The sequence below is a fragment of the Bacillus sp. V26 genome (assembly GCF_034296245.1).
Lineage (GTDB): Bacteria > Bacillota > Bacilli > Bacillales > Bacillaceae > Bacillus > Bacillus halotolerans.
Window position 1 is genome coordinate 766,234 of the sequence record NZ_JAXKQF010000001.1, and the last position, 20,183, is coordinate 786,416.

The following is a 20,183-nucleotide window of genomic DNA, read 5'->3' on the forward strand; positions in this document are numbered from 1 at the left end:
AAGTATAGATTATACGAACGATAGAGGAGGGAATTACATGCAGACCCCTGTTTCTGTCAATGAGAAAAAGGATTTTATCCGTTGGTTTTTAAACCATTATCAGCTAAAGCGCAGAGAGTGCGTATGGATCTTGAACTACTTAATGAGCCACGATTCTTTAATGGAAAAGGTTCATTTTGTAGAGCAGGCAGAATTTTGCCCGAGAGGCATTATAATGTCAACACATTGTGTTGAAGAAGTTCCGTTTCGGTTTTATAAAGAGAATGTCATGACAACCGACGCGGAAAAATCTTTTCATGATATTAGATTAAATAAACAGCAGGATTTGTTTATCCAGCTTAATTTCCGTTCAGCCTACAGTTCTCCTGAGTATGCGGCGGTGCTGGAGTCCAACCCTCACATTCCGAAAGATCTGTTTGAAAACAAAAAAGATCAGGGGCTGGCTGAACAAATCCTGGAGCACGCCATTTCTACATTCCAAAGAGAAAAATTATTAAAAGACATTGACGATGCGCTCGATCGTCACGATAAAGAAGCATTTGAACAATTATCGCACCAATTGAATCAGCTCACATAACATGACCAGCCTTGCAGTGTAATGCAAGGCTGGTTGTCGTAAAAAGGGGAGAACGATGATGAGGTGGAAAATGCCTGATGCCAAGGACTATTTACAATCTAAAGATTACATTGATACCGCTGTCATACCATTAATTAACATAAAAATGGGGAACCAATTAAAAATAGCAGCAGAAAGAGGCGAATTTACGCAGCTTCTAGCGGATGAATTGGAAAGGCAGTTAAAAGGACGGGTATATTTATTGCCGGCTTATACATATGTTGATAGAAATGAAAATACCGTTCAAGGGCTGAAAGATTTACAGGAGGAGGCCAAATCAGATTTTCAGCATGTTGTACTGCTGACAGCTGATGATCATTGGAGTAGCGAAGAGTCATTGGGGAAGATTATTGTTGCGCCTTCTGTTCCGTTAGAGCACTTAAATGACTCCATAAAAAGAAAAATATTAGATGAACGCACAGCTGAAATTTTGAACGTTTTGTTACAGTTATGGAACGCTTCGTAAAAACACTTACATTTCCTTATAAACAATATTTTGGCTATATTGACCTTGCTGAGAGATTCATATATTATGAGGGTGTCTAGAGTTATGAAATATTTTCTATTTTAGTCAGTTTGCAGGGTTGACCTTGAGGGGGGAGAAGAGATGGGCGGAAGACATGATATATCGAGACGTCAGTTTTTAAATTATACGCTAACAGGCGTAGGGGGGTTTATGGCGGCTAGTATGCTCATGCCTATGGTTCGCTTTGCACTCGACCCGGTATTAAAATCGACAGGAAAGCAGGACATGGTTCAGGTTGTCAGCGTAGATGAGCTGACAAAAGAGCCGCAGCGCTTTGATTTCAAAATTAATCAAGTCGATGCCTGGTATGAGTCGGAAGAGTCGAGATCAGCTTGGGTTTTCAAAAATGGGGATGAGATTGTAGCACTTTCACCAATTTGTAAGCATTTGGGGTGTACGGTGAACTGGAACAGCGATCCTAAAAATCCGAATAAATTTTTCTGTCCTTGCCACTACGGACTCTATGAAAAAGACGGCACCAATGTCCCGGGCACGCCGCCGCTTGCGCCTCTTGATCATTACGAGCAAGAAGTTAAAGACGGCTTCCTGTATCTTGGAAAAGCAAAGCCTAAGGGGGAAGGGTGACATGCTGAACAAAATTTATGACTGGGTAGATGAACGGCTTGATATTACACCGATGTGGAGGGATATTGCCGATCACGAAGTGCCGGAACATGTGAATCCCGCCCATCATTTCTCTGCGTTTGTGTACTGTTTTGGGGGACTGACGTTTTTTGTAACCGTTATCCAAGTGTTGTCTGGGATGTTTTTAACGATGTATTATGTGCCTGATATTAAAAATGCCTGGGAATCGGTATATTATTTGCAAAATGAAGTTGCATTCGGCCAGATTGTCAGGGGAATGCACCATTGGGGCGCCAGCTTGGTCATTGTGATGATGTTTTTACATACGCTGAGGGTCTTTTTCCAAGGGGCGTATAAAAAGCCGCGGGAACTGAACTGGATAGTCGGTGTGTTAATCTTTTTTGTCATGCTTGGGCTTGGGTTTACAGGCTACTTGCTTCCTTGGGATATGAAGGCTCTGTTTGCCACAAAAGTCGGGCTGCAGATCGCTGAAGCCACTCCTTTGATCGGGACGCAAGTCAAAACACTCCTGGCAGGGCATCCGGATATTGTAGGCGCCCAAACGCTGACTAGGTTTTTTGCGATCCATGTATTCTTTCTTCCTGCCGCCTTGTTTGGATTGATGGCCGCACACTTTATTATGATCCGCAAGCAGGGGATTTCAGGACCGCTTTAAACTTGATCTGCGAATAAAAGGGAGGGGATGACATGCACCGGGGCAAAGGGATGAAATTTGTAGGAGACTCAAGGATACCGGCTGAGAAAAAGCCGAATATACCGAAGGATTACTCAGAGTATCCCGGTAAAACAGAAGCCTTCTGGCCAAATTTCTTATTGAAGGAATGGATGGTCGGAGCTGTCTTTCTGATCGGTTTTCTTGTTTTGACGATTGTACACCAGCCGCCTTTGGAGCGGATGGCGGACCCGACGGATACAGGTTATATTCCGCTGCCGGACTGGTATTTTCTTTTCTTATATCAGCTTTTGAAATATGAATACGCCGCTGGGAGCTTTACGGTGGTCGGCGCTATGATTATGCCGGGGATCGCCTTTGGCGCTCTGCTTTTGGCGCCATTTCTCGACAGGGGAACGGAAAGAAGGCCTTGGAAGCGTCCCGTGGCTGTCGGGATGATGCTCTTGGCTATTTCCGCGGCTGTATTTTTGACCTGGCAGTCCGTAGCTACTCACGACTGGGCAAAGGCGGAGGAGCAGGGGAAAATCACAAAAGAAGCGGATATCGATACCAGTGCCGAAGGATATAAAATTTTTCAGGAGCAGGGCTGTATTTCATGTCACGGGGATAATCTTCAAGGCGGAGCGGCCGGGCCTTCATTGGTAGACACCGGACTGAAGCCGGAAGAAATCAAAAAGATCGCTGTTGAAGGAAAAGGCCAAATGCCGGCAGGCGTGTTCAAAGGAAATGATAAGCAGCTCGAAGAACTTGCGAAATTCATTTCCGAAACAACGGCAAAATAACGTATTGTGAATTGTGAAACGGAAGGATATACTTTTATTATCAAAAGCTGACCAGGCGTCAGCTTTTTTATATGGACACATTATTTTTACAGACTGAGAGTTGATTTGATGTGAAATGGTTTCAATATGTATTAGGACAGCGAACGATGCTTATTCTTGTCTTAGCGATCAATTTTCTGGGAACGGTTTACGGCTACTATTGGTACTTGCCTCAGCTTTTGGAGACGCCGGCCCGTTTCCTCATCTTTGTTCCGGACAGCCCGACAGCAACGTTTTTCTTCTTGTTTGTGCTGCTGGCCTTTCTCATGAAGCGGAATGCTCCGCTTTTTGAAGCGCTTGCGTTAGTGACGCTCGTGAAATATGGCTTGTGGGCGGTCGGAATGAATCTTCTCGTATTGTCTGTCACAGGTGATTTGCCATGGGAAGGCTATATGCTGATTGCCTCGCATTTTGCAATGGCTGTCCAGGGGGTGCTGTACAGCCCGTATTTTCGATTTTCGTTATGGCATCTTGTTATCGCTGCGGTCTGGACGCTTCATAATGATGTCATTGATTACCTGTTTGGGATGATGCCGCAATACTCCATGCTTTCTGAATATATGACTGACATAGGATACGGAACGTTTTGGCTGAGCATCTTTTCAATCGGACTTGCCTTCTATCTCGTCATTTCGAAAAAGCAAACAAAGCTTCAACTAACGTAAAGACAATCTTGGTCTATCCTTGTCCTTTCCTTCATATTCTGTAAGGAGAGAGAGTGGGAGGGACCTGCATGAAACGAAAGCTGACGATCTGTTTGTTGATTGCTCTTATTTTTTATAATGGGAATGCCAAGGCTGAAGAGCGGGGAAGCCTCAAGGAATTGAATGATTTATCCGATACGGTTTTTCAAATGACCCGCCAGTCGAAATATGAAGAGGCGCTACAAGTCTTATCTTATTTTGAAAAAACATTAAAATCCGCTGAAAAACAGAAGCAAGACAGTATGTTAACTGGAGCCCAAATTCGCCAAATTACTTTGGGCTATAACGATATGGTACGGAGTTTAAAACAGGCTGATGCATCAGACACACAAAAGCTCAGAGCAGCCGCGCAGTTCAGAATGCTGATGGATGCTGTTGACAATCAGTCTGATCCCCTTTGGGGGTCACTGGAGAAGCCGATTATGGAGGTCTTTGCCGCACTCAAGCAGGATGTCCAAAAAAATGAAAGTACGAGCTTTCATGAAAAGTGGAACGAATTTATCAGCTTGTATGATTTGATTTATCCAAGTCTTACAATCGATATATCAGAAGATCAGCTTGATACAGTCGGAAAACATATTGAAGTGATTGAGCAAGAGGGGTTTCAGCAAATGACCGAGAGTACGAAGCTTGAACGGCTTTCCCTACTCCAGAACGATCTGAAGAGTGTATTTGACAGGGTGGAAGAGGATGATGCAGATCCGTCTTTGTTATGGGTGATGATCACTACAGGCGGTATCATCATTACTGCACTTACTTATGTCGGTTACAGAAAATACAGAGCGGAGAAAAAGAAACTAAAAAAGCGGGATTATCCAAAATGAGTAAGAGGGGCGGCGGCAGCCGCCTTTTGTTATCAAAAAAACATTAGCGCGGGAGCGGATTTTTATTTTCATCGAGTGTAAATCCTTCTCCAAGCACATCGTGGACATCGCTGACCGCGACAAAGGCATGAGGGTCAATGGAGTTAATCACACTTTTCAGCATGACCAGTTCGTTTTTGGGCACTACACAATACAGCACGTCTAGATCCTCTTTCGTGTAGGATCCCTGTCCTTTCAAAATGGTAACGCCCCGTTCCATTTCCTCAAGAATTTTCTTCTGAATCTGGTCGTTTTTCGCAGAGATGATCGTTGCACCTTTAGCTGCGTATCCGCCTTCCTGAATAAAATCAATCAGTCTTGCCGCCACAAAAACGGCAACCAATGTGTACATGGCTTCTTTGTAAGAGAGATAGGTAAGCAATGATAAAATGATCACGCAAGCATCGAAAGCAAACATCGTTCGGCCCATTGGTATCCCAAAATACTTATTGACCAAACGGGCAATGATATCAACCCCGCCCGTCGTACCGCCGAACTTAAAAATAATGCCTAAGCCGGCTCCAATGAATACGCCGGCAAATAAAGCGGCAAGCGCAAGATCATGCTGAAGGGGCATATGTATTTCATATCGCTGAAAAATGCTGAGAAATAAAGACAGTGCTACAGTACCGACTAGGGTGTATACAAACATCGTCTTGCCCAGCAAACGCCAGCCGATAAAAAAGATCGGGATATTCAAAACCAGGTTTGAAATAGAAGGACTAATATGGAAAAGGGCATACAGCAATAGCGTAATTCCCGTGAATCCACCCTCTGCCAGATTGTTTTGCATATTGAAATGAACCAGGCCAAATGAAAAAATTGCTGCACCGATTAAAATAAAAAATATGTTTTTTAATCTAATTTCTCCAAGCATCACACAAAACCCCTTTTCCTTCCATTAGATAGCGTTTATATTATAGTGGATGCAAAAGAAAACAGCAAACGTGCTTAAACATTTGTCAAACGTAACCGAATTAGCTAACATGTAAGAGGATGATAGGAGGTTTCGTGCAGTGAGTGATAAAACAATGAAAGATATACAGGCTGAGGTGGACCGCTACATCGGCCAATTTAAGGAAGGGTATTTCAGCCCGCTTGCCATGATGGCAAGATTAACCGAAGAACTGGGCGAGCTTGCAAGAGAAGTCAATCATCGTTATGGAGAAAAACCAAAAAAAGCGACTGAAGATGATAAAAGCATGGAAGAGGAAATGGGCGATGTGCTGTTTGTGTTGGTTTGTTTAGCCAACTCACTTGATATTTCATTAGAGGAAGCCCACGACCGAGTCATGCATAAATTTAATACAAGAGATAAAGACCGCTGGACAAGAAAAGAAGAAGGAAAGTAGAGGAGATCAAGATGTCAAACGAAACAATTAAAGTAGTCATTGCAGGACCGCGGGGAAGAATGGGGCAAGAAGCTGTTAAATTGGCGGAAAAAACACCTCATTTTGACCTAGTCGGAGCAGTTGACCATACATACGATCAGCACAAATTATCTGATGTGATGTCTGTTGAGTCTGATGCTCTTATTTACACAGATATCCATGCCTGCTTTACAGAAACAAAACCAGATGTATTGATTGATTTAACTACACCCGAGATCGGGAAAGTACATACAAAAGTTGCATTAGAACACGGTGTCCGCCCTGTAGTGGGTACGACCGGTTTCTCTGAAACTGATTTGAAAGAACTTACATCTCTGACAGAAGAAAAAGGGATCGGGGCTATCATCGCTCCAAATTTTGCATTGGGTGCGGTACTCATGATGAAATTCTCAAAAATGGCTGCTAATTACTTCGATGATGTTGAGATTATTGAGCTTCACCATGATCAGAAGCTTGACGCGCCAAGCGGAACGGCTCTCAAAACAGCTGAAATGATTTCCGAGGTTCGAAAAGAAAAACAGCAAGGACATCCAGATGAAAAAGAAATTCTTCCAGGAGCAAGAGGTGCGGAGCTAAACGGAATCCGTCTGCACAGTGTTCGTCTTCCAGGGTTGATCGCCCATCAGGAAGTGATGTTCGGCATGGACGGCCAAACGCTCCAGATCCGTCATGATTCTTATAACCGTGCTTCCTTCATGTCCGGTGTAAAACTGTCTGTAGAACAAGTCATGAAGATTGATCAGCTTGTCTACGGATTGGAAAATATCATTGATTAGACAGGGGGATAAATGATGAAAATTGCTTTGATCGCGCATGACAAGAAGAAACAGGATATGATCCAATTTACAACCGCTTATCAAGAGATTTTAAGTCATCATGATCTATATGCAACGGGAACAACGGGATTGAAAATTCAAGAGGCAACCGGCCTTAAAATTCAGCGTTTTCAATCCGGCCCTTTAGGCGGAGACCAGCAAATCGGCGCGTTAATTGCCGCTAACGCACTTGACCTAGTTATCTTTTTGCGCGACCCGCTGACCGCACAGCCGCATGAACCGGATGTCTCGGCATTAATTCGCTTATGTGATGTTTATTCGATTCCGCTTGCCACCAATATGGGAACTGCAGAAATTCTTGTTCGCACACTTGATGAAGGCGTTTTTGAATTCCGCAATCTTCTTCGGGGAGAAGAACCTCATGTATAATGCTGACGTTCTTGCTTTTGGCGCCCATAGTGATGATGTCGAGATCGGTATGGGCGGCACAATAGCAAAGCTTGTCAAACAGGGAAAAAAAGCTGTGATATGCGATTTGACTGAAGCGGAGTTATCTTCAAACGGAACAGTCAGTTTGCGAAAAGAAGAAGCGGCCAAAGCAGCCCGTATATTAGGTGTGGACAAAAGAATTCAGCTGACGCTCCCTGACCGCGGGCTGATGATGAGTGATGAGGCGATTCGGGCGATTGTCACAGTCATTAGAACCTGCCGGCCGAAATCGGTGTTTATGCCATATAAAAAGGATCGTCATCCGGATCACGGCAATGCTGCCGCACTTGTAGAAGAAGCGATCTTTTCAGCAGGAATTCATAAATATAAAGATGAAAACAGCCTGCCTGCGCATAAAGTAAGTAAGGTCTACTATTATATGATAAATGGTTTTCATCAGCCTGATTTTGTTATTGATATCTCGGATACAATAGAGGATAAAAAGAAAAGCCTCAATGCCTACAAAAGCCAGTTTGTACCGTCACAGAATTCTGTTTCAACACCATTGACGAACGGTTATATCGAGATTATTGAAGCAAGAGAAAAGCTGTACGGCAAAGAAGCGGGTGTAGGGTACGCCGAGGGTTTCTTTTCCAATCGGATGCTGATGCTGGATCATGATGTGCTTGGGGGCGAACAATGAAAAAGTTAAAAATAGGCATTACATGCTATCCGAGCGTCGGCGGCTCAGGTATCATTGCGACAGAACTCGGGAAACAGCTTGCTGAAAAGGGTCATGAAATCCATTTTATAACATCGAGCATCCCGTTCAGATTAAATACATACCATCCTAATATTCACTTTCATGAAGTTGAAGTTAACCAATATGCCGTTTTTAAATATCCGCCGTATGATTTAACATTGGCAAGCAAAATTGCTGAGGTGGCGGAACGGGAGAATTTAGACATTATCCATGCTCACTACGCTCTGCCGCATGCCGTTTGTGCTTATCTCGCAAAGCAGATGCTGAAACGGAATATCGGCATCGTAACAACTTTGCATGGAACGGATATTACAGTATTAGGCTACGATCCATCCTTAAAAGATCTTATCCGTTTTGCGATAGAGGCTTCAGACAGGGTGACAGCGGTCTCATCAGCCCTTGCTGCTGAAACGTACGATTTAATTAAGCCGGAGAAAAAAATAGAAACGATTTATAATTTCATAGATGAACGTGTATACCTTAAGAAAAACACAGCGGCCATTAAAGAGAAACACGGCATACTGCCGGATGAAAAAGTCGTGATCCATGTGTCCAACTTCAGAAAGGTCAAACGTGTGCAGGATGTCATCCAGGTGTTTCGCAATATAGCCGGCAAAACAAAAGCAAAACTGCTCTTAGTCGGAGACGGTCCTGAGAAATCAGTGGCCTGTGAGCTTGTCAGAAAATATGGGCTGGAAAAACAAGTGCTGATGCTTGGAAATCAAGACCGTGTCGAGGAGCTTTACTCTATCAGTGATTTGAAGCTGCTGCTGTCTGAAAAAGAAAGTTTCGGCCTTGTCCTGCTTGAAGCGATGGCATGCGGAGTACCTTGCATCGGAACGAATATTGGCGGTATCCCTGAAGTAATAAAAAACAATGTGAGCGGGTTTTTGGTGGATGTCGGCGATGTCGAAGCCGCTTCAGCCAAAGCGGTTCGCATTTTAGAAGACGAACAGCTGAGCAAGCGGTTTACCGAAGCGGCCATGGAAATGCTCAATAATGATTTTTCGTCACAAAAGATTGTCAGCCAGTATGAACAGATATATGCCGATTTAGCAGAACCGGAGTGATGACATGGAACAAGTTTTTATTAAAGCACTTCCCGTGCTCCGCACATTAATTGAAGCAGGTCACCAAGCTTACTTTGTCGGAGGCGCAGTTCGTGACAGCTATATGAAACGAACAATTGGAGATGTCGATATTGCGACAGATGCGGCACCGGACCAAGTAGAACGGCTTTTTAAGCGGACAGTTGATGTCGGCAAAGAACACGGGACCATTATTGTGCTCTGGGAAAATGATACCTATGAAGTCACTACATTCCGGACTGAATCAGATTATGAAGATTACAGAAGACCGTCAGAAGTGCACTTTATCACCTCGTTAGAAGAGGATTTGAAACGCAGGGATTTGACGATTAATGCGATGGCCATGACAGCTGACGGCCAAGTTCTTGATTATTTTGACGGCAAGAAAGACATTGATAAGCAGCTGATTCGAACGGTTGGAAAACCGGAGGACCGCTTTCAGGAGGATTCGCTTCGCATGCTGAGAGCGGTGCGATTTATGAGCCAGCTCGGATTTACGCTTTCGAAAGAAACAGAAGAAGCGATCATAAAAGAGAAAACACTTCTGTCTCATGTATCAGTCGAACGGAAAACAATAGAGTTCGAGAAGCTTTTACTGGGAAAAGCGTCCCAAGAGGCCATTCAAATGCTTGTACATACGGGGCTTTATGAAGAACTGCCCGGTTTTTATCACAAACGAGAGAACCTGCTGACGGCGAGTGAGTTTCCGTTTTCTCTTCTCGCTTCTCGTGAGGAGCTTTGGGCAGCGCTTTTAATTGATCTTCAGATAGACTTGAAAGAAGCGATGCTTTTCCTGAAAGCTTGGAAGCTCCCTGGAAAAGTGATGAAGGAAGCCGCTCACATTGCCGATACGTTTGGCCAGAGTCTTGACGCTATGTCCATGTACAAGGCTGGTGAAAAAGCGCTTTTATCCGCGGTCAAAATATCAATGCTCCGGCAAACCAAGCAGCTGAACGGTGAGAGACTGAAGGAAGTCAGAGAAGCTTATCAAAGCCTGCCCATCAAAAGTCTAAAGGATCTTGCCATCACAGGTCGGGATTTACTTGCACTGCGAAACCAGCCCGCTGGAAAATGGGTGTCTGAAGAATTACAGCGGATAGAGCAGGCTGTTGTAACGGGAAAGCTCTCCAATCAGAAGGAACACATAGAGGAGTGGCTGAAGACATGCGATCAACCTTAAGAAATGATCTTATTGAATTATTTTCTCAGGCCGGAAGCGAGTTTATTTCCGGCCAAAAAATCAGTGATGCTCTCGGATGCTCGAGAACAGCTGTATGGAAGCATATTGAGGAGCTTCGCAAAGAAGGCTATGAAGTAGAAGCTGTCAGAAGAAAAGGGTATCGGCTTATCAAAAAGCCTGGAAAACTCAGTGAAAGTGAAATACGGTTTGGGCTGAAAACAGAAGTGATGGGCCAGCATCTTTTTTATCATGACGTCCTTTCATCCACTCAAAAAAAGGCTCATGAGCTTGCTAATGATAACGCGCCGGAAGGCACTCTCGTTGTCGCGGATAAACAAACAGCCGGCAGAGGGCGTATGTCAAGGGTGTGGCATTCTCAAGAAGGAACAGGCATCTGGATGAGCCTGATTTTGCGTCCAGACATTCCGCTTCAAAAAACACCTCAGCTTACGCTTCTTGCTGCGGTAGCTGTTGTGCAAGGAATAGAGGAGGCAACAGGTCTCCAAACGGATATTAAATGGCCTAATGACATATTAATTCACGGAAAAAAAGCAGTCGGCATCTTAACTGAAATGCAGGCGGAAGAAGACCGCGTCCGTTCAGTCATTATCGGAACAGGCATAAACGTTAATCAAGAGGCCGATGATTTTCCCGAGGAGCTAAAGGAAACCGCAACGAGCCTTAGTCAGGCAGCCGGTGAAAAGATAGATCGGGCCAGCGTCATGCAGCATATTTTGCTTTCTTTTGAAAAACGGTACCGCGATTATTTAGCGCATGGTTTCACGCCGATTAAACTTCTGTGGGAAAGCTATGCGCTTGGAATCGGCAGTGAATTAAGAGCAAGAACGCTAAACGGAACATTTTATGGGAAAGCTTTAGGAATAGACGAAGAGGGTGTTCTTCTTTTAGAAACAAAGGAAGGCATAAAAAAAATCTATTCGGCAGATATCGAAATGGGTTCATTGTAGTTGGTACAAGCCTGTTGATTTTGATATACTTCCATTGGGCAGTATCGCCTGCGAACTGCACCTATTCATAAAAAATAGATAGACATAGCAGCAGTCTGCCTTGATCCAAAAAGGACTGGGACAGAGGGATGAAACTCGCCGAACTTTAGAAAGTGAAGAATCCTTCTCGTGTAGCGGAAGGTTTTTTGGCTTGTATAAGAAACGGCAGCTCATCTCCTCTAAAAATGAGGAGGAGAAAAAGTGAAAACAAAACTTGATTTCTTAAAAATGAAAGAGAAGGAAGAACCGATTGTCATGCTGACGGCATACGATTATCCGGCAGCCAAGCTTGCTGAACAAGCGGGAGTGGATATGATTTTAGTCGGCGATTCACTAGGAATGGTCGTGCTAGGTCTTGATTCAACTGTCGGCGTGACAGTTGCGGATATGATCCATCATACGAAAGCGGTCAAAAGAGGTGCGCCAAATACTTTTATCGTAACCGACATGCCGTTTATGTCCTATCACTTGTCTAAAGAGGATACGCTGAAAAATGCCGCAGCTATCGTGCAGGAAAGCGGAGCCGACGCGCTGAAGCTGGAAGGCGGTGAGGGAGTGTTTGAATCCATCCGCGCCTTGACGCTCGGTGGCATTCCTGTTGTCAGTCATTTAGGGCTTACACCGCAATCAGTCGGTGTATTAGGCGGATATAAAGTACAGGGCAAAGATGAACAAAGCGCCAAGAAATTAATAGAAGACAGTATAAAATGTGAGGAAGCGGGAGCCATGATGCTTGTGCTTGAATGTGTGCCTGCAGAACTCACGGCAAAAATCGCAGAAACATTATCCATTCCTGTCATCGGAATCGGAGCTGGTGTAAAAGCGGACGGACAGGTTCTTGTTTATCACGATGTTATCGGCCATGGTGTTGTTAGAACACCTAAATTTGTGAAACAATATACGCAAATTGACGGCACGATAGAAACAGCAATCAGTGGATATGTCCATGATGTAAGACATCGTGCTTTCCCTGAACAACAGCATTCCTTTCAGATGAATCAGGCAGTCCTGGAAGGCTTGTACGGAGGAAAATAAGATGAAGCAGATTACAGATATCTCACAGCTGAAAGAAATCATTACACAATATCAGGCAGAAGGCAAAACAATCGGATTTGTTCCGACGATGGGATTTCTTCATGAAGGGCATTTAACCTTGGCAGACAAAGCCAGACAAGAAAATGACGCCGTCGTTATGAGTATTTTTGTAAATCCGACGCAATTCGGTCCCGGGGAGGATTTTGAAGCGTATCCGCGCGATCTCGAACGTGATGCCGCTCTTGCGGAAAATGCCGGCGTTGATATTCTTTTCACTCCTGATGCCCGTGACATGTATCCCGGTGAAAAAAATGTAACGATACATGTTGAGAGACGTACAGAGGTTTTATGCGGGCGTTCAAGAGAAGGACACTTTGACGGAGTTGCCATCGTGCTGACGAAGCTGTTCAATCTTGTTAAACCGACACGCGCTTATTTTGGTTTAAAGGATGCGCAGCAGGTGGCAGTTGTTGATGGTTTAATCAGTGATTTCTTCATGGATATTGAACTGGTTGCTGTAGATACGGTCAGAGAGGAAGACGGGTTAGCCAAAAGCTCCCGGAATGTGTATTTAACGCCTGAGGAAAGAAGAGAAGCGCCTAAGCTTTACCAAGCCCTTCAGACGAGTGCCGAACTGATCAGAGCAGGTGAGAGAAATCCTGAAGCGGTCATCAATGCTGCAAAAGACATCATTGAAACGACAAGCGGCAGAATTGATTATGTTGAGCTATATTCTTATCCGGAACTTGAGCCTGTAAACAAGCTCGAAGGAAAGATTATTCTGGCTGTAGCAGTTGCATTTTCAAAAGCGCGATTAATAGACAATATCATTATTGATATTCGAGAAATGGAGAGAATATAATGATGTATCGCACGATGATGAGCGGAAAGCTTCATAGGGCAACAGTTACAGAAGCAAATCTTAACTATGTGGGCAGCATTACAATTGATGAAGATCTTATTGATGCGGTAGGAATGCTTCCTAATGAAAAAGTGCAAATTGTGAATAATAACAATGGAGCACGCCTGGAAACGTACATTATTCCCGGTCAGCGCGGAAGCGGAGTCATCTGTTTAAACGGAGCTGCCGCACGCCTTGTACAGGAAGGCGATAAGGTTATTATTATTTCCTACAAAATGATGTCTGATCAAGAAGCGGCAAACCATCAGCCGAAAGTTGCCGTTTTGAATGACCAAAACAAAATTGAACAAATGCTTGGACAAGAACCTGCCAGCACCATTTTGTAGATATACCGCCCCCTTTATCGGGGGTTTTCGTTTAAGATTTTCAGCGTAAAACGGTTTTGCCGCTCCATTTCCGTACAAAACGTGTTACACTTTTGTCGTATGCAAGAATTGAGGTGTCCATTTTAATGAAAAAGCAACGGTTCGTTGTTATAGATGTAGAAACAACAGGGAATTCGCCAAAAAAGGGCGATAAAATCATTCAAATTGCAGCGGTTGTAATTGAAAATGGACAAATTACTGAGCGGTTTTCAAAATATATTAATCCAAATAAATCCATTCCGGTTTTTATTGAACAGCTTACGGGAATCACGAATCAAATGGTAGAAAATCAGCCGCCGTTTGAAGCAGTGGCTGAAGAAGTGTTTCATTTGCTTGACGGCGCTTACTTTGTCGCCCACAATATCCATTTTGACCTTGGGTTTGTGAAGCATGAGTTACATAAAGCGGGTGTCCAGCTCCCAGATTGTGAAGTGCTGGATACTGTTGAGCTCTCCCGTATCACATTTCCGGGATTTGAGGGATATAAGCTGACTGAATTAAGCGAAGAGCTTCAGCTGCGGCATGATCAGCCGCATCGAGCTGACAGCGACGCTGAAGTCACAGGACTTATTTTTTTGGAAATTCTTGAAAAGCTAAGGCGGCTTCCTTACCCGACATTAAAGCAGTTAAGAAGGCTGTCACAGCATTTTATCAGTGATCTGACGCATTTGTTAGATATGTTCATTTATGAAAACAGACATACAGATATGCCAGGCTTTACGCGTTTTTCATCTTTTTCTGTCAGAGAACCTGAGCCTGTGGTTGACCGTCTCAAAGAAGATGAAGAATTTCTATTTGAGATAGAAAATTGGGCAGCAGGAAATGAAAAAGCGCTCTCTGAGTTCATGCCCCAGTACGAAAAAAGAGAAGGCCAAATGCTGATGATGAAAGAAGTGGCTGAGGCCTTTGCCAATCGTGAACACGCGCTGATTGAAGCTGCTCCGGGAATCGGAAAAACGATCGGCTACCTGATTCCGGCTGCGCTTTTTGCTAAAAAATCAAAAAAACCGGTCGTCATCAGCACGTATTCAACCCTTCTTCAGCAGCAGATTTTGACGAAGGATTTGCCGATCATCAAAGATATGTTCCCTTTTTCGGTGACTGCGGCTATTTTAAAAGGGCTAACGCATTATCTGTGCCTTTATAAGTTTGAGCAGGTGCTTCATGAGGAAGACGATAACTATGATGCCGTTTTGACAAAAGCCCAGCTTCTTGTTTGGCTGACAGAGACAAACACGGGAGATGTAGCAGAACTGAATTTGCCGTCAGGCGGAAAACTGCTGTGGGACAGATTGGCATATGATGATCATTCTTATAAACGAAATCAGAGGGATCAAGTGATTGGTTTTTATGAACGAGCCAAACAAAGTGCCATGCGGTCTGATCTGGTGATTACGAATCATTCTCTTCTGCTAACCGATGAGGCAAGCCGGAAAAAAAGACTCCCGGATAGCGGGACTTTTGTAATTGATGAAGCACACCATTTTGAACGTGCTGCAAGCGAACATTTAGGAAAAAGAGCAACTTACATAGAACTGCATACAAAATTGAGCAGAATCGGAACGCTGAAAGAGCAGGGGCTTCTGAAAAAAATGAGACAGCTTTTTCAGCGCCACAGCCTGCCGGTGGATTCATTTTTCGAAGTGGAGGAGTGGATTCAGCATATTCAGGCGGAAAGTGATGCGTTTTTCAGCTCTGTGCATTCTTTTGTCAAACGAAGAAAACCTAAAGAAGACTTAAACCGTCTTGTCTTTAACGTGAACAAAAAAAGTCACGATAAAGGATGGCCTATTTTAACAGATGGAGCGGAAAGGCTTTGTTCTATGCTGGCGCATTTGCAGCAGCTTTTTGAGACCCAGACGGCTCTGATGGAAGAACATCTGACGGTTATGAAAAGCAAAAATGCTTTTTTGGCCGATGAATATAATAGAAGCATGAATGATTTGGGGGAGTACTGCCAGACTCTAAATCAGCTGTTCTTTGGCTCAGATGACAATGAAGCGGTTTGGATTGAGATAGATGCTAAAGGTGCGAAGAATGCAGTAGCTATATATGCGCAGCCGCTGGAACCGGGCGAGCTTCTTGCTGATCAGTTTTTTGCCCGGAAAAACAGTGTCGTTCTTACATCTGCAACCCTAACGATAGAAAATTCGTTTCAATTTATCATTGAGCGTTTGGGGTTAAGCGACTTTTTCCCCCGCACAATGAGGATCGCGTCGCCTTTTTCTTATGATGAGCGGATGCAGGTAATGATTCCAAAAGAAATAAAATCGATCCAAGATACGGGGCAGACTGAATTTATACAGGATACCGCACATTATATCGAACTGATGGCAAAAGAAAAACAGCCGAAAATCCTTGTGCTGTTTACGTCTCATGACATGCTGAAAAAAGTGCATCAGGAACTCAAGCTCGCCATGAGTGTTTCAGGCATTCAGCTTTTGGCTCAGGGCATAACCGGCGGCAGTCCCGGAAAACTGATGAAAACGTTCAAAACAGCCAATCAGGCCATTTTGCTTGGAACGAATCATTTTTGGGAAGGCGTTGATTTCCCTGGCGATGAGCTGACGACAGTGATCATCGTGAGACTTCCTTTCCGGGCTCCGGATCATCCGCTGCATGCTGCAAAATGTGAGCTGGCGAGGAAAAAAGGGCGCAATCCGTTTCAAACGGTCTCACTGCCGGAAGCGGTGCTGACATTCAGACAAGGAATTGGGCGCTTGCTCCGGACAGCCGGAGACAAAGGAACGATTGTCATATTAGACAGACGGGTCAAAACCGCTGGTTACGGGCGCCTGTTTCTTGACGCTCTGCCGACGTCCGCAATATCTGAAGTGACTGACAGTGAGATTGAAGCTTATGTTGCCGGAAAAAGTGAATAAAAGCCGCATAAAGCGGCTTTCCGGTGTGGGAGTAGGACGTGTTTTATTTGTAAAAGCGGGTTTTTCCGCTCTGTGGTACTAGTATGGCGCGTCCTGAAAAGGAGTATGACTAACAATATTTGTTCAATTTGGAGGATGAAAAAATGGAAAGCAAAATCGAAATTCTTTCAACAATTAATGTAGAGCATTCGGATGACCTTTATAAAATTGTAGACACGCTGAATCGGACACTGAAAAGAGATAATCTGATGTTCGGTCTTGCGCTTGATGAAGAAAACAAAAACCAAGCCGTTTTTACCATTTATCGTACGTAGGTGAGAAGATGAGAAAAAAAGCATTAATATTTACCGCCATATTTGGTATTATTTTTTTAGCAGTACTTCTTGTCTCGGCAAACATTTATAAATCAGCCATGGCACAAAAGGAAAAGGGGCACGAAGCAGCAGCTGCTGAAGCGAAAAAAGAAACCGACCTCACCAGCGTTGATCAAGTCGAAACATTTGTCGGAAAAGAAAAGTATTATATCGTAAAGGGAACCGACAAAAAAGGCATCAAATTATATGTATGGGTTCCTGAAGATAAAAAAGCAAAAATTCTCTCAAAAGAAGCAAAAGAGGGAATCACCGAGGACAAAGCGGCGAAAATCATACAAGATGAAGGGCTGGTTTCAAAGCAAAAAGAGGTTCACCTGGCAAGAGAAGGGAACGTCCTGCTTTGGGAAGTAACGTACTTAGACAAAGAAGGGCAATACAGTTTAAGTTATGTGGACTTTACAACTGGAAAGATTCTCAAAAATATCACGCCTTAAGACGAATTAGGGGGAGTTCAAGTTGAAACTGGCAAAAAGAGTATCCGCATTAACACCGTCTACCACACTGGCCATTACAGCGAAAGCGAAAGAATTGAAAGCGGCAGGCCATGATGTCATCGGCCTTGGAGCGGGCGAACCCGACTTCAATACACCGCAGCACATTATTGATGCAGCTGTACGCTCAATGAACGAAGGACATACGAAATATACGCCTTCAGGCGGTTTGGCTGAATTAAAGAACAGCATTGCAGAGAAATTTAAACGTGACCAGAATATTGAATACAAACCGTCTCAATTGATTGTCTGTACTGGTGCCAAACATGCACTGTATACCCTTTTCCAAGTGATTTTGGATGAAGGAGACGAAGTGATTATCCCAACGCCGTACTGGGTAAGCTATCCGGAACAGGTGAAACTCGCTGGCGGTCAGCCTGTTTATGTGGAAGGGCTTGAGGAAAATCACTTTAAAATTTCTCCTGAGCAGCTGAAAAAAGCGATTACAGAAAAAACAAAAGCAATCGTTATTAATTCACCAAGCAATCCGACTGGCGTTATGTATACGGAAGAAGAGCTGGCCGCGCTTGGCGAAGTGTGCCTTGATCATGATATCCTGATAGTATCTGACGAAATTTATGAAAAACTTACATACGGCGGAAAAAAACATGTTTCCATCGCACAGCTGTCTGACCGTTTGAAAGAGCAAACGATCGTCATCAACGGCGTATCAAAATCACACAGCATGACAGGCTGGAGAATCGGTTATGCGGCTGGAGCAGAAGAGATCATCAAAGCGATGACAAACCTTGCAAGCCACAGCACGTCAAATCCGACATCTATCGCACAATACGGAGCGATTGCCGCATACAACGGACCTTCTGAGCCAATGGAGGAGATGAGAAAAGCATTTGAGCATAGATTAAACACGATTTATGATCAGCTCGTTGAAATCCCGGGCTTCAGCTGCGTGAAGCCGGAAGGTGCTTTTTACTTATTTCCGAATGCAAAAAAAGCAGCTCAAACTTGCGGTTTCAAAGATGTAGATGAATTTGTCAAGGCGCTTCTTGAAGAAGAAAAAGTCGCGATTGTTCCAGGTTCCGGATTCGGCTCTCCTGATAATGTCCGGTTGTCCTACGCGACATCATTAGACCTTCTAGAAAAAGCGGTGGAACGAATCAAACGTTTTGTAGAAAAACATAGCTAACGGATCAGAAAGCGGCTGACAAAAAGCCGCTTTTTATCTGCATTGACCCTGTCAGTTAAGACCGGGTATAATAAAGTGATGATAAAAGAGTTCGCGGGGCAAAAGCTTCCGAATGTCTTCTTGTTTTGGAGGGAAATATTTTGAAAACAACAATCAACCAAGTGTACAAGCACGTAGGTGAGGAAGTAACGATCGGAGCTTGGGTCGCTAATAAGCGTTCAAGCGGGAAAATCGCGTTTTTACAGCTGAGAGACGGTACAGGTTTTATTCAAGGTGTCGTTGTAAAAGCGGAGGTTGAAGAAAGCATTTTCCAAACGGCTAAATCTGTGACGCAGGAAACGTCACTCTATATAAAAGGAATTGTCAAAGAGGACGAGCGTTCTCCGCTTGGTTATGAATTAGCTGTGACAGATATTGAAGTCATTCACGAAGCGACTGATTATCCAATTACGCCAAAAGAACACGGTACGGAATTTTTGATGGATCACAGACACTTATGGCTTCGTTCAAAGCGTCAGCATGCGATCATGAAAATCCGTAATGAAATCATTCGCGCGACTTACGAATTCTTTAATAACGAAGGCTTCGTAAAAGTAGATCCGCCGATTTTGACTGGAAGTGCGCCTGAAGGAACAACTGAGCTCTTTGCGACAAAATACTTCGATGAAGATGCTTACCTTTCTCAAAGCGGACAGCTGTACATGGAAGCTGCGGCGATGGCATTAGGAAAAGTATTCTCCTTCGGACCGACGTTCAGAGCAGAGAAATCTAAAACAAAACGTCACTTAATCGAATTCTGGATGATCGAACCGGAAATGGCGTTTGTAGAATTTGAAGAGAACCTTCAAGTACAGGAAAATTACGTTTCTTTCATCGTGCAATCGGTTCTTAAGAACTGCAAAATTGAATTAAACACACTAGGAAGAGACACGTCAAAACTTGAGCAAATCAAAGCGCCGTTCCCAAGAATTACGTATGACGAAGCGGTTGATTTTCTGAAAGAAAAAGGCTTTGACGATATCGAGTGGGGAGACGATTTTGGAGCGCCTCATGAAACAGCGATTGCCGAGCACTATGACAAACCGGTTTTCATCACTCGCTATCCGACGTCCTTAAAACCGTTCTATATGCAGCCGGCATCTGACCGCGAAGATGTAGTGCTTTGCGCAGATCTGATCGCGCCTGAAGGCTACGGAGAAATCATCGGCGGTTCTGAACGGATTCACGATATGGAACTTTTGGAAGCGCGTCTTAAAGAACATGGACTGGATTCTGACGCATATAAATGGTATGCTGAACTTAGAAAATATGGATCAGTTCCACATTCCGGATTCGGCCTTGGATTAGAGCGTACAGTAGCTTGGATCAGCGGAGCGCCTCACGTACGTGAAACAATTCCGTTCCCAAGACTGTTGAACCGTCTGTATCCGTAATACATTTTAATGAAACAAAAAAAGAGTCTCCTGCAAGGGAGACTTTTTACAGTAAAGGGGAAAACACTATCCTTTACAGTAAGAGGTGTAA

General features: G+C 44.0%; 23 protein-coding genes. 22 read left to right on the forward strand and 1 reads right to left on the reverse strand.

Features of this window, described 5'->3' with window-relative positions; all coding sequences use genetic code 11:
- Positions 1–37: 37 nt before the first annotated feature.
- The 7 genes from UJ203_RS04215 (at position 38) to ypjB (ending at position 4,770) form a co-directional block, all read left to right on the forward strand.
- Entirely contained in the window at positions 38–577 is a 540-nt protein-coding gene (locus UJ203_RS04215; RefSeq protein ID WP_322008674.1) for a ReoY family proteolytic degradation factor, read from the forward strand.
- A 58-nt stretch (positions 578–635) separates the two neighbouring features.
- Positions 636–1,082 carry a YpiF family protein gene (locus UJ203_RS04220; RefSeq protein ID WP_322009464.1) on the forward strand — a complete coding sequence of 149 codons (447 nt, stop codon included), beginning with the start codon at positions 636–638 and terminating at the stop codon, positions 1,080–1,082.
- 141 nt (positions 1,083–1,223) lie between these two features.
- Complete coding sequence (locus UJ203_RS04225) at positions 1,224–1,727, forward strand: ubiquinol-cytochrome c reductase iron-sulfur subunit (protein WP_010334725.1); 504 nt, start codon at positions 1,224–1,226, stop codon at positions 1,725–1,727.
- Between the two features lies 1 nt (position 1,728).
- Complete coding sequence (gene qcrB / locus UJ203_RS04230; protein ID WP_003225560.1) at positions 1,729–2,403, forward strand: menaquinol-cytochrome c reductase cytochrome b subunit; 675 nt, start codon at positions 1,729–1,731, stop codon at positions 2,401–2,403.
- 32 nt (positions 2,404–2,435) lie between these two features.
- The gene (locus tag UJ203_RS04235) at positions 2,436–3,203 is read left to right on the forward strand and encodes a menaquinol-cytochrome c reductase cytochrome b/c subunit (RefSeq protein ID WP_010334724.1); all 768 of its coding nucleotides are present in this window, start codon (positions 2,436–2,438) and stop codon (positions 3,201–3,203) included.
- Positions 3,204–3,313: 110 nt separating this feature from the next.
- Positions 3,314–3,907: a DUF1405 domain-containing protein gene (locus UJ203_RS04240; RefSeq protein ID WP_322008675.1), complete on the forward strand. Its 594-nt coding sequence runs from the start codon at positions 3,314–3,316 to the stop codon at positions 3,905–3,907.
- A 68-nt stretch (positions 3,908–3,975) separates the two neighbouring features.
- Positions 3,976–4,770, forward strand: a complete 795-nt coding sequence (gene ypjB / locus UJ203_RS04245; protein WP_101860373.1) for a sporulation protein YpjB — start codon at positions 3,976–3,978, stop codon at positions 4,768–4,770.
- Positions 4,771–4,813: 43 nt separating this feature from the next.
- Here the strand turns inward: ypjB and UJ203_RS04250 are convergent, their stop codons facing one another.
- Positions 4,814–5,686, reverse strand: coding sequence for a YitT family protein (locus UJ203_RS04250; RefSeq protein WP_044155146.1), 873 nt, complete (start codon positions 5,684–5,686; stop codon positions 4,814–4,816).
- Positions 5,687–5,825: 139 nt separating this feature from the next.
- On the opposite strand from UJ203_RS04250, the gene UJ203_RS04255 reads away from it, so the two are divergent.
- The 15 genes from UJ203_RS04255 (at position 5,826) to asnS (ending at position 20,092) form a co-directional block, all read left to right on the forward strand.
- Positions 5,826–6,161: a nucleotide pyrophosphohydrolase gene (locus UJ203_RS04255; protein WP_004398044.1), complete on the forward strand. Its 336-nt coding sequence runs from the start codon at positions 5,826–5,828 to the stop codon at positions 6,159–6,161.
- 11 nt (positions 6,162–6,172) lie between these two features.
- A complete protein-coding gene (gene dapB, locus UJ203_RS04260) occupies positions 6,173–6,976 on the forward strand; it encodes a 4-hydroxy-tetrahydrodipicolinate reductase (protein ID WP_322008676.1) in 804 nt (267 codons plus the stop codon).
- Between the two features lie 15 nt (positions 6,977–6,991).
- Positions 6,992–7,405, forward strand: a complete 414-nt coding sequence (gene mgsA / locus UJ203_RS04265) for a methylglyoxal synthase (protein WP_322008677.1) — start codon at positions 6,992–6,994, stop codon at positions 7,403–7,405.
- Positions 7,398–8,108, forward strand: coding sequence for a bacillithiol biosynthesis deacetylase BshB1 (gene bshB1, locus UJ203_RS04270; protein ID WP_322008678.1), 711 nt, complete (start codon positions 7,398–7,400; stop codon positions 8,106–8,108). The genes mgsA and bshB1 overlap by 8 nt, the downstream gene beginning before the upstream one ends.
- Positions 8,105–9,238 (forward strand): N-acetyl-alpha-D-glucosaminyl L-malate synthase BshA, encoded by a 1,134-nt coding sequence (gene bshA, locus UJ203_RS04275; protein ID WP_322008679.1) that lies wholly within the window; start codon positions 8,105–8,107, stop codon positions 9,236–9,238. The genes bshB1 and bshA overlap by 4 nt, the downstream gene beginning before the upstream one ends.
- Before the next feature lie 4 nt (positions 9,239–9,242).
- Positions 9,243–10,436 (forward strand): CCA tRNA nucleotidyltransferase, encoded by a 1,194-nt coding sequence (locus tag UJ203_RS04280; RefSeq protein ID WP_322008680.1) that lies wholly within the window; start codon positions 9,243–9,245, stop codon positions 10,434–10,436.
- Positions 10,421–11,404 carry a biotin--[acetyl-CoA-carboxylase] ligase gene (locus UJ203_RS04285; protein ID WP_059293705.1) on the forward strand — a complete coding sequence of 328 codons (984 nt, stop codon included), beginning with the start codon at positions 10,421–10,423 and terminating at the stop codon, positions 11,402–11,404. The genes UJ203_RS04280 and UJ203_RS04285 overlap by 16 nt, the downstream gene beginning before the upstream one ends.
- A gap of 240 nt (positions 11,405–11,644) precedes the next feature.
- Positions 11,645–12,478, forward strand: coding sequence for a 3-methyl-2-oxobutanoate hydroxymethyltransferase (gene panB / locus UJ203_RS04290; RefSeq protein WP_322008681.1), 834 nt, complete (start codon positions 11,645–11,647; stop codon positions 12,476–12,478).
- Position 12,479: 1 nt separating this feature from the next.
- The gene (panC, locus tag UJ203_RS04295; protein WP_322008682.1) at positions 12,480–13,340 is read left to right on the forward strand and encodes a pantoate--beta-alanine ligase; all 861 of its coding nucleotides are present in this window, start codon (positions 12,480–12,482) and stop codon (positions 13,338–13,340) included.
- A 2-nt stretch (positions 13,341–13,342) separates the two neighbouring features.
- Positions 13,343–13,726, forward strand: a complete 384-nt coding sequence (panD, locus tag UJ203_RS04300) for an aspartate 1-decarboxylase (RefSeq protein WP_044156733.1) — start codon at positions 13,343–13,345, stop codon at positions 13,724–13,726.
- A gap of 125 nt (positions 13,727–13,851) precedes the next feature.
- A complete protein-coding gene (gene dinG, locus UJ203_RS04305; protein ID WP_322008683.1) occupies positions 13,852–16,647 on the forward strand; it encodes an ATP-dependent DNA helicase DinG in 2,796 nt (931 codons plus the stop codon).
- A 143-nt stretch (positions 16,648–16,790) separates the two neighbouring features.
- Entirely contained in the window at positions 16,791–16,961 is a 171-nt protein-coding gene (locus UJ203_RS04310) for a YpmA family protein (protein ID WP_003225588.1), read from the forward strand.
- 8 nt (positions 16,962–16,969) lie between these two features.
- Positions 16,970–17,455, forward strand: coding sequence for a cell wall elongation/penicillin-binding protein regulator TseB (tseB, locus tag UJ203_RS04315; RefSeq protein ID WP_024121839.1), 486 nt, complete (start codon positions 16,970–16,972; stop codon positions 17,453–17,455).
- 22 nt (positions 17,456–17,477) lie between these two features.
- Positions 17,478–18,659, forward strand: coding sequence for an aspartate transaminase AspB (aspB, locus tag UJ203_RS04320; protein ID WP_024121838.1), 1,182 nt, complete (start codon positions 17,478–17,480; stop codon positions 18,657–18,659).
- 140 nt (positions 18,660–18,799) lie between these two features.
- Positions 18,800–20,092, forward strand: coding sequence for an asparagine--tRNA ligase (gene asnS / locus UJ203_RS04325; protein WP_202852563.1), 1,293 nt, complete (start codon positions 18,800–18,802; stop codon positions 20,090–20,092).
- Positions 20,093–20,183: the final 91 nt, after the last annotated feature.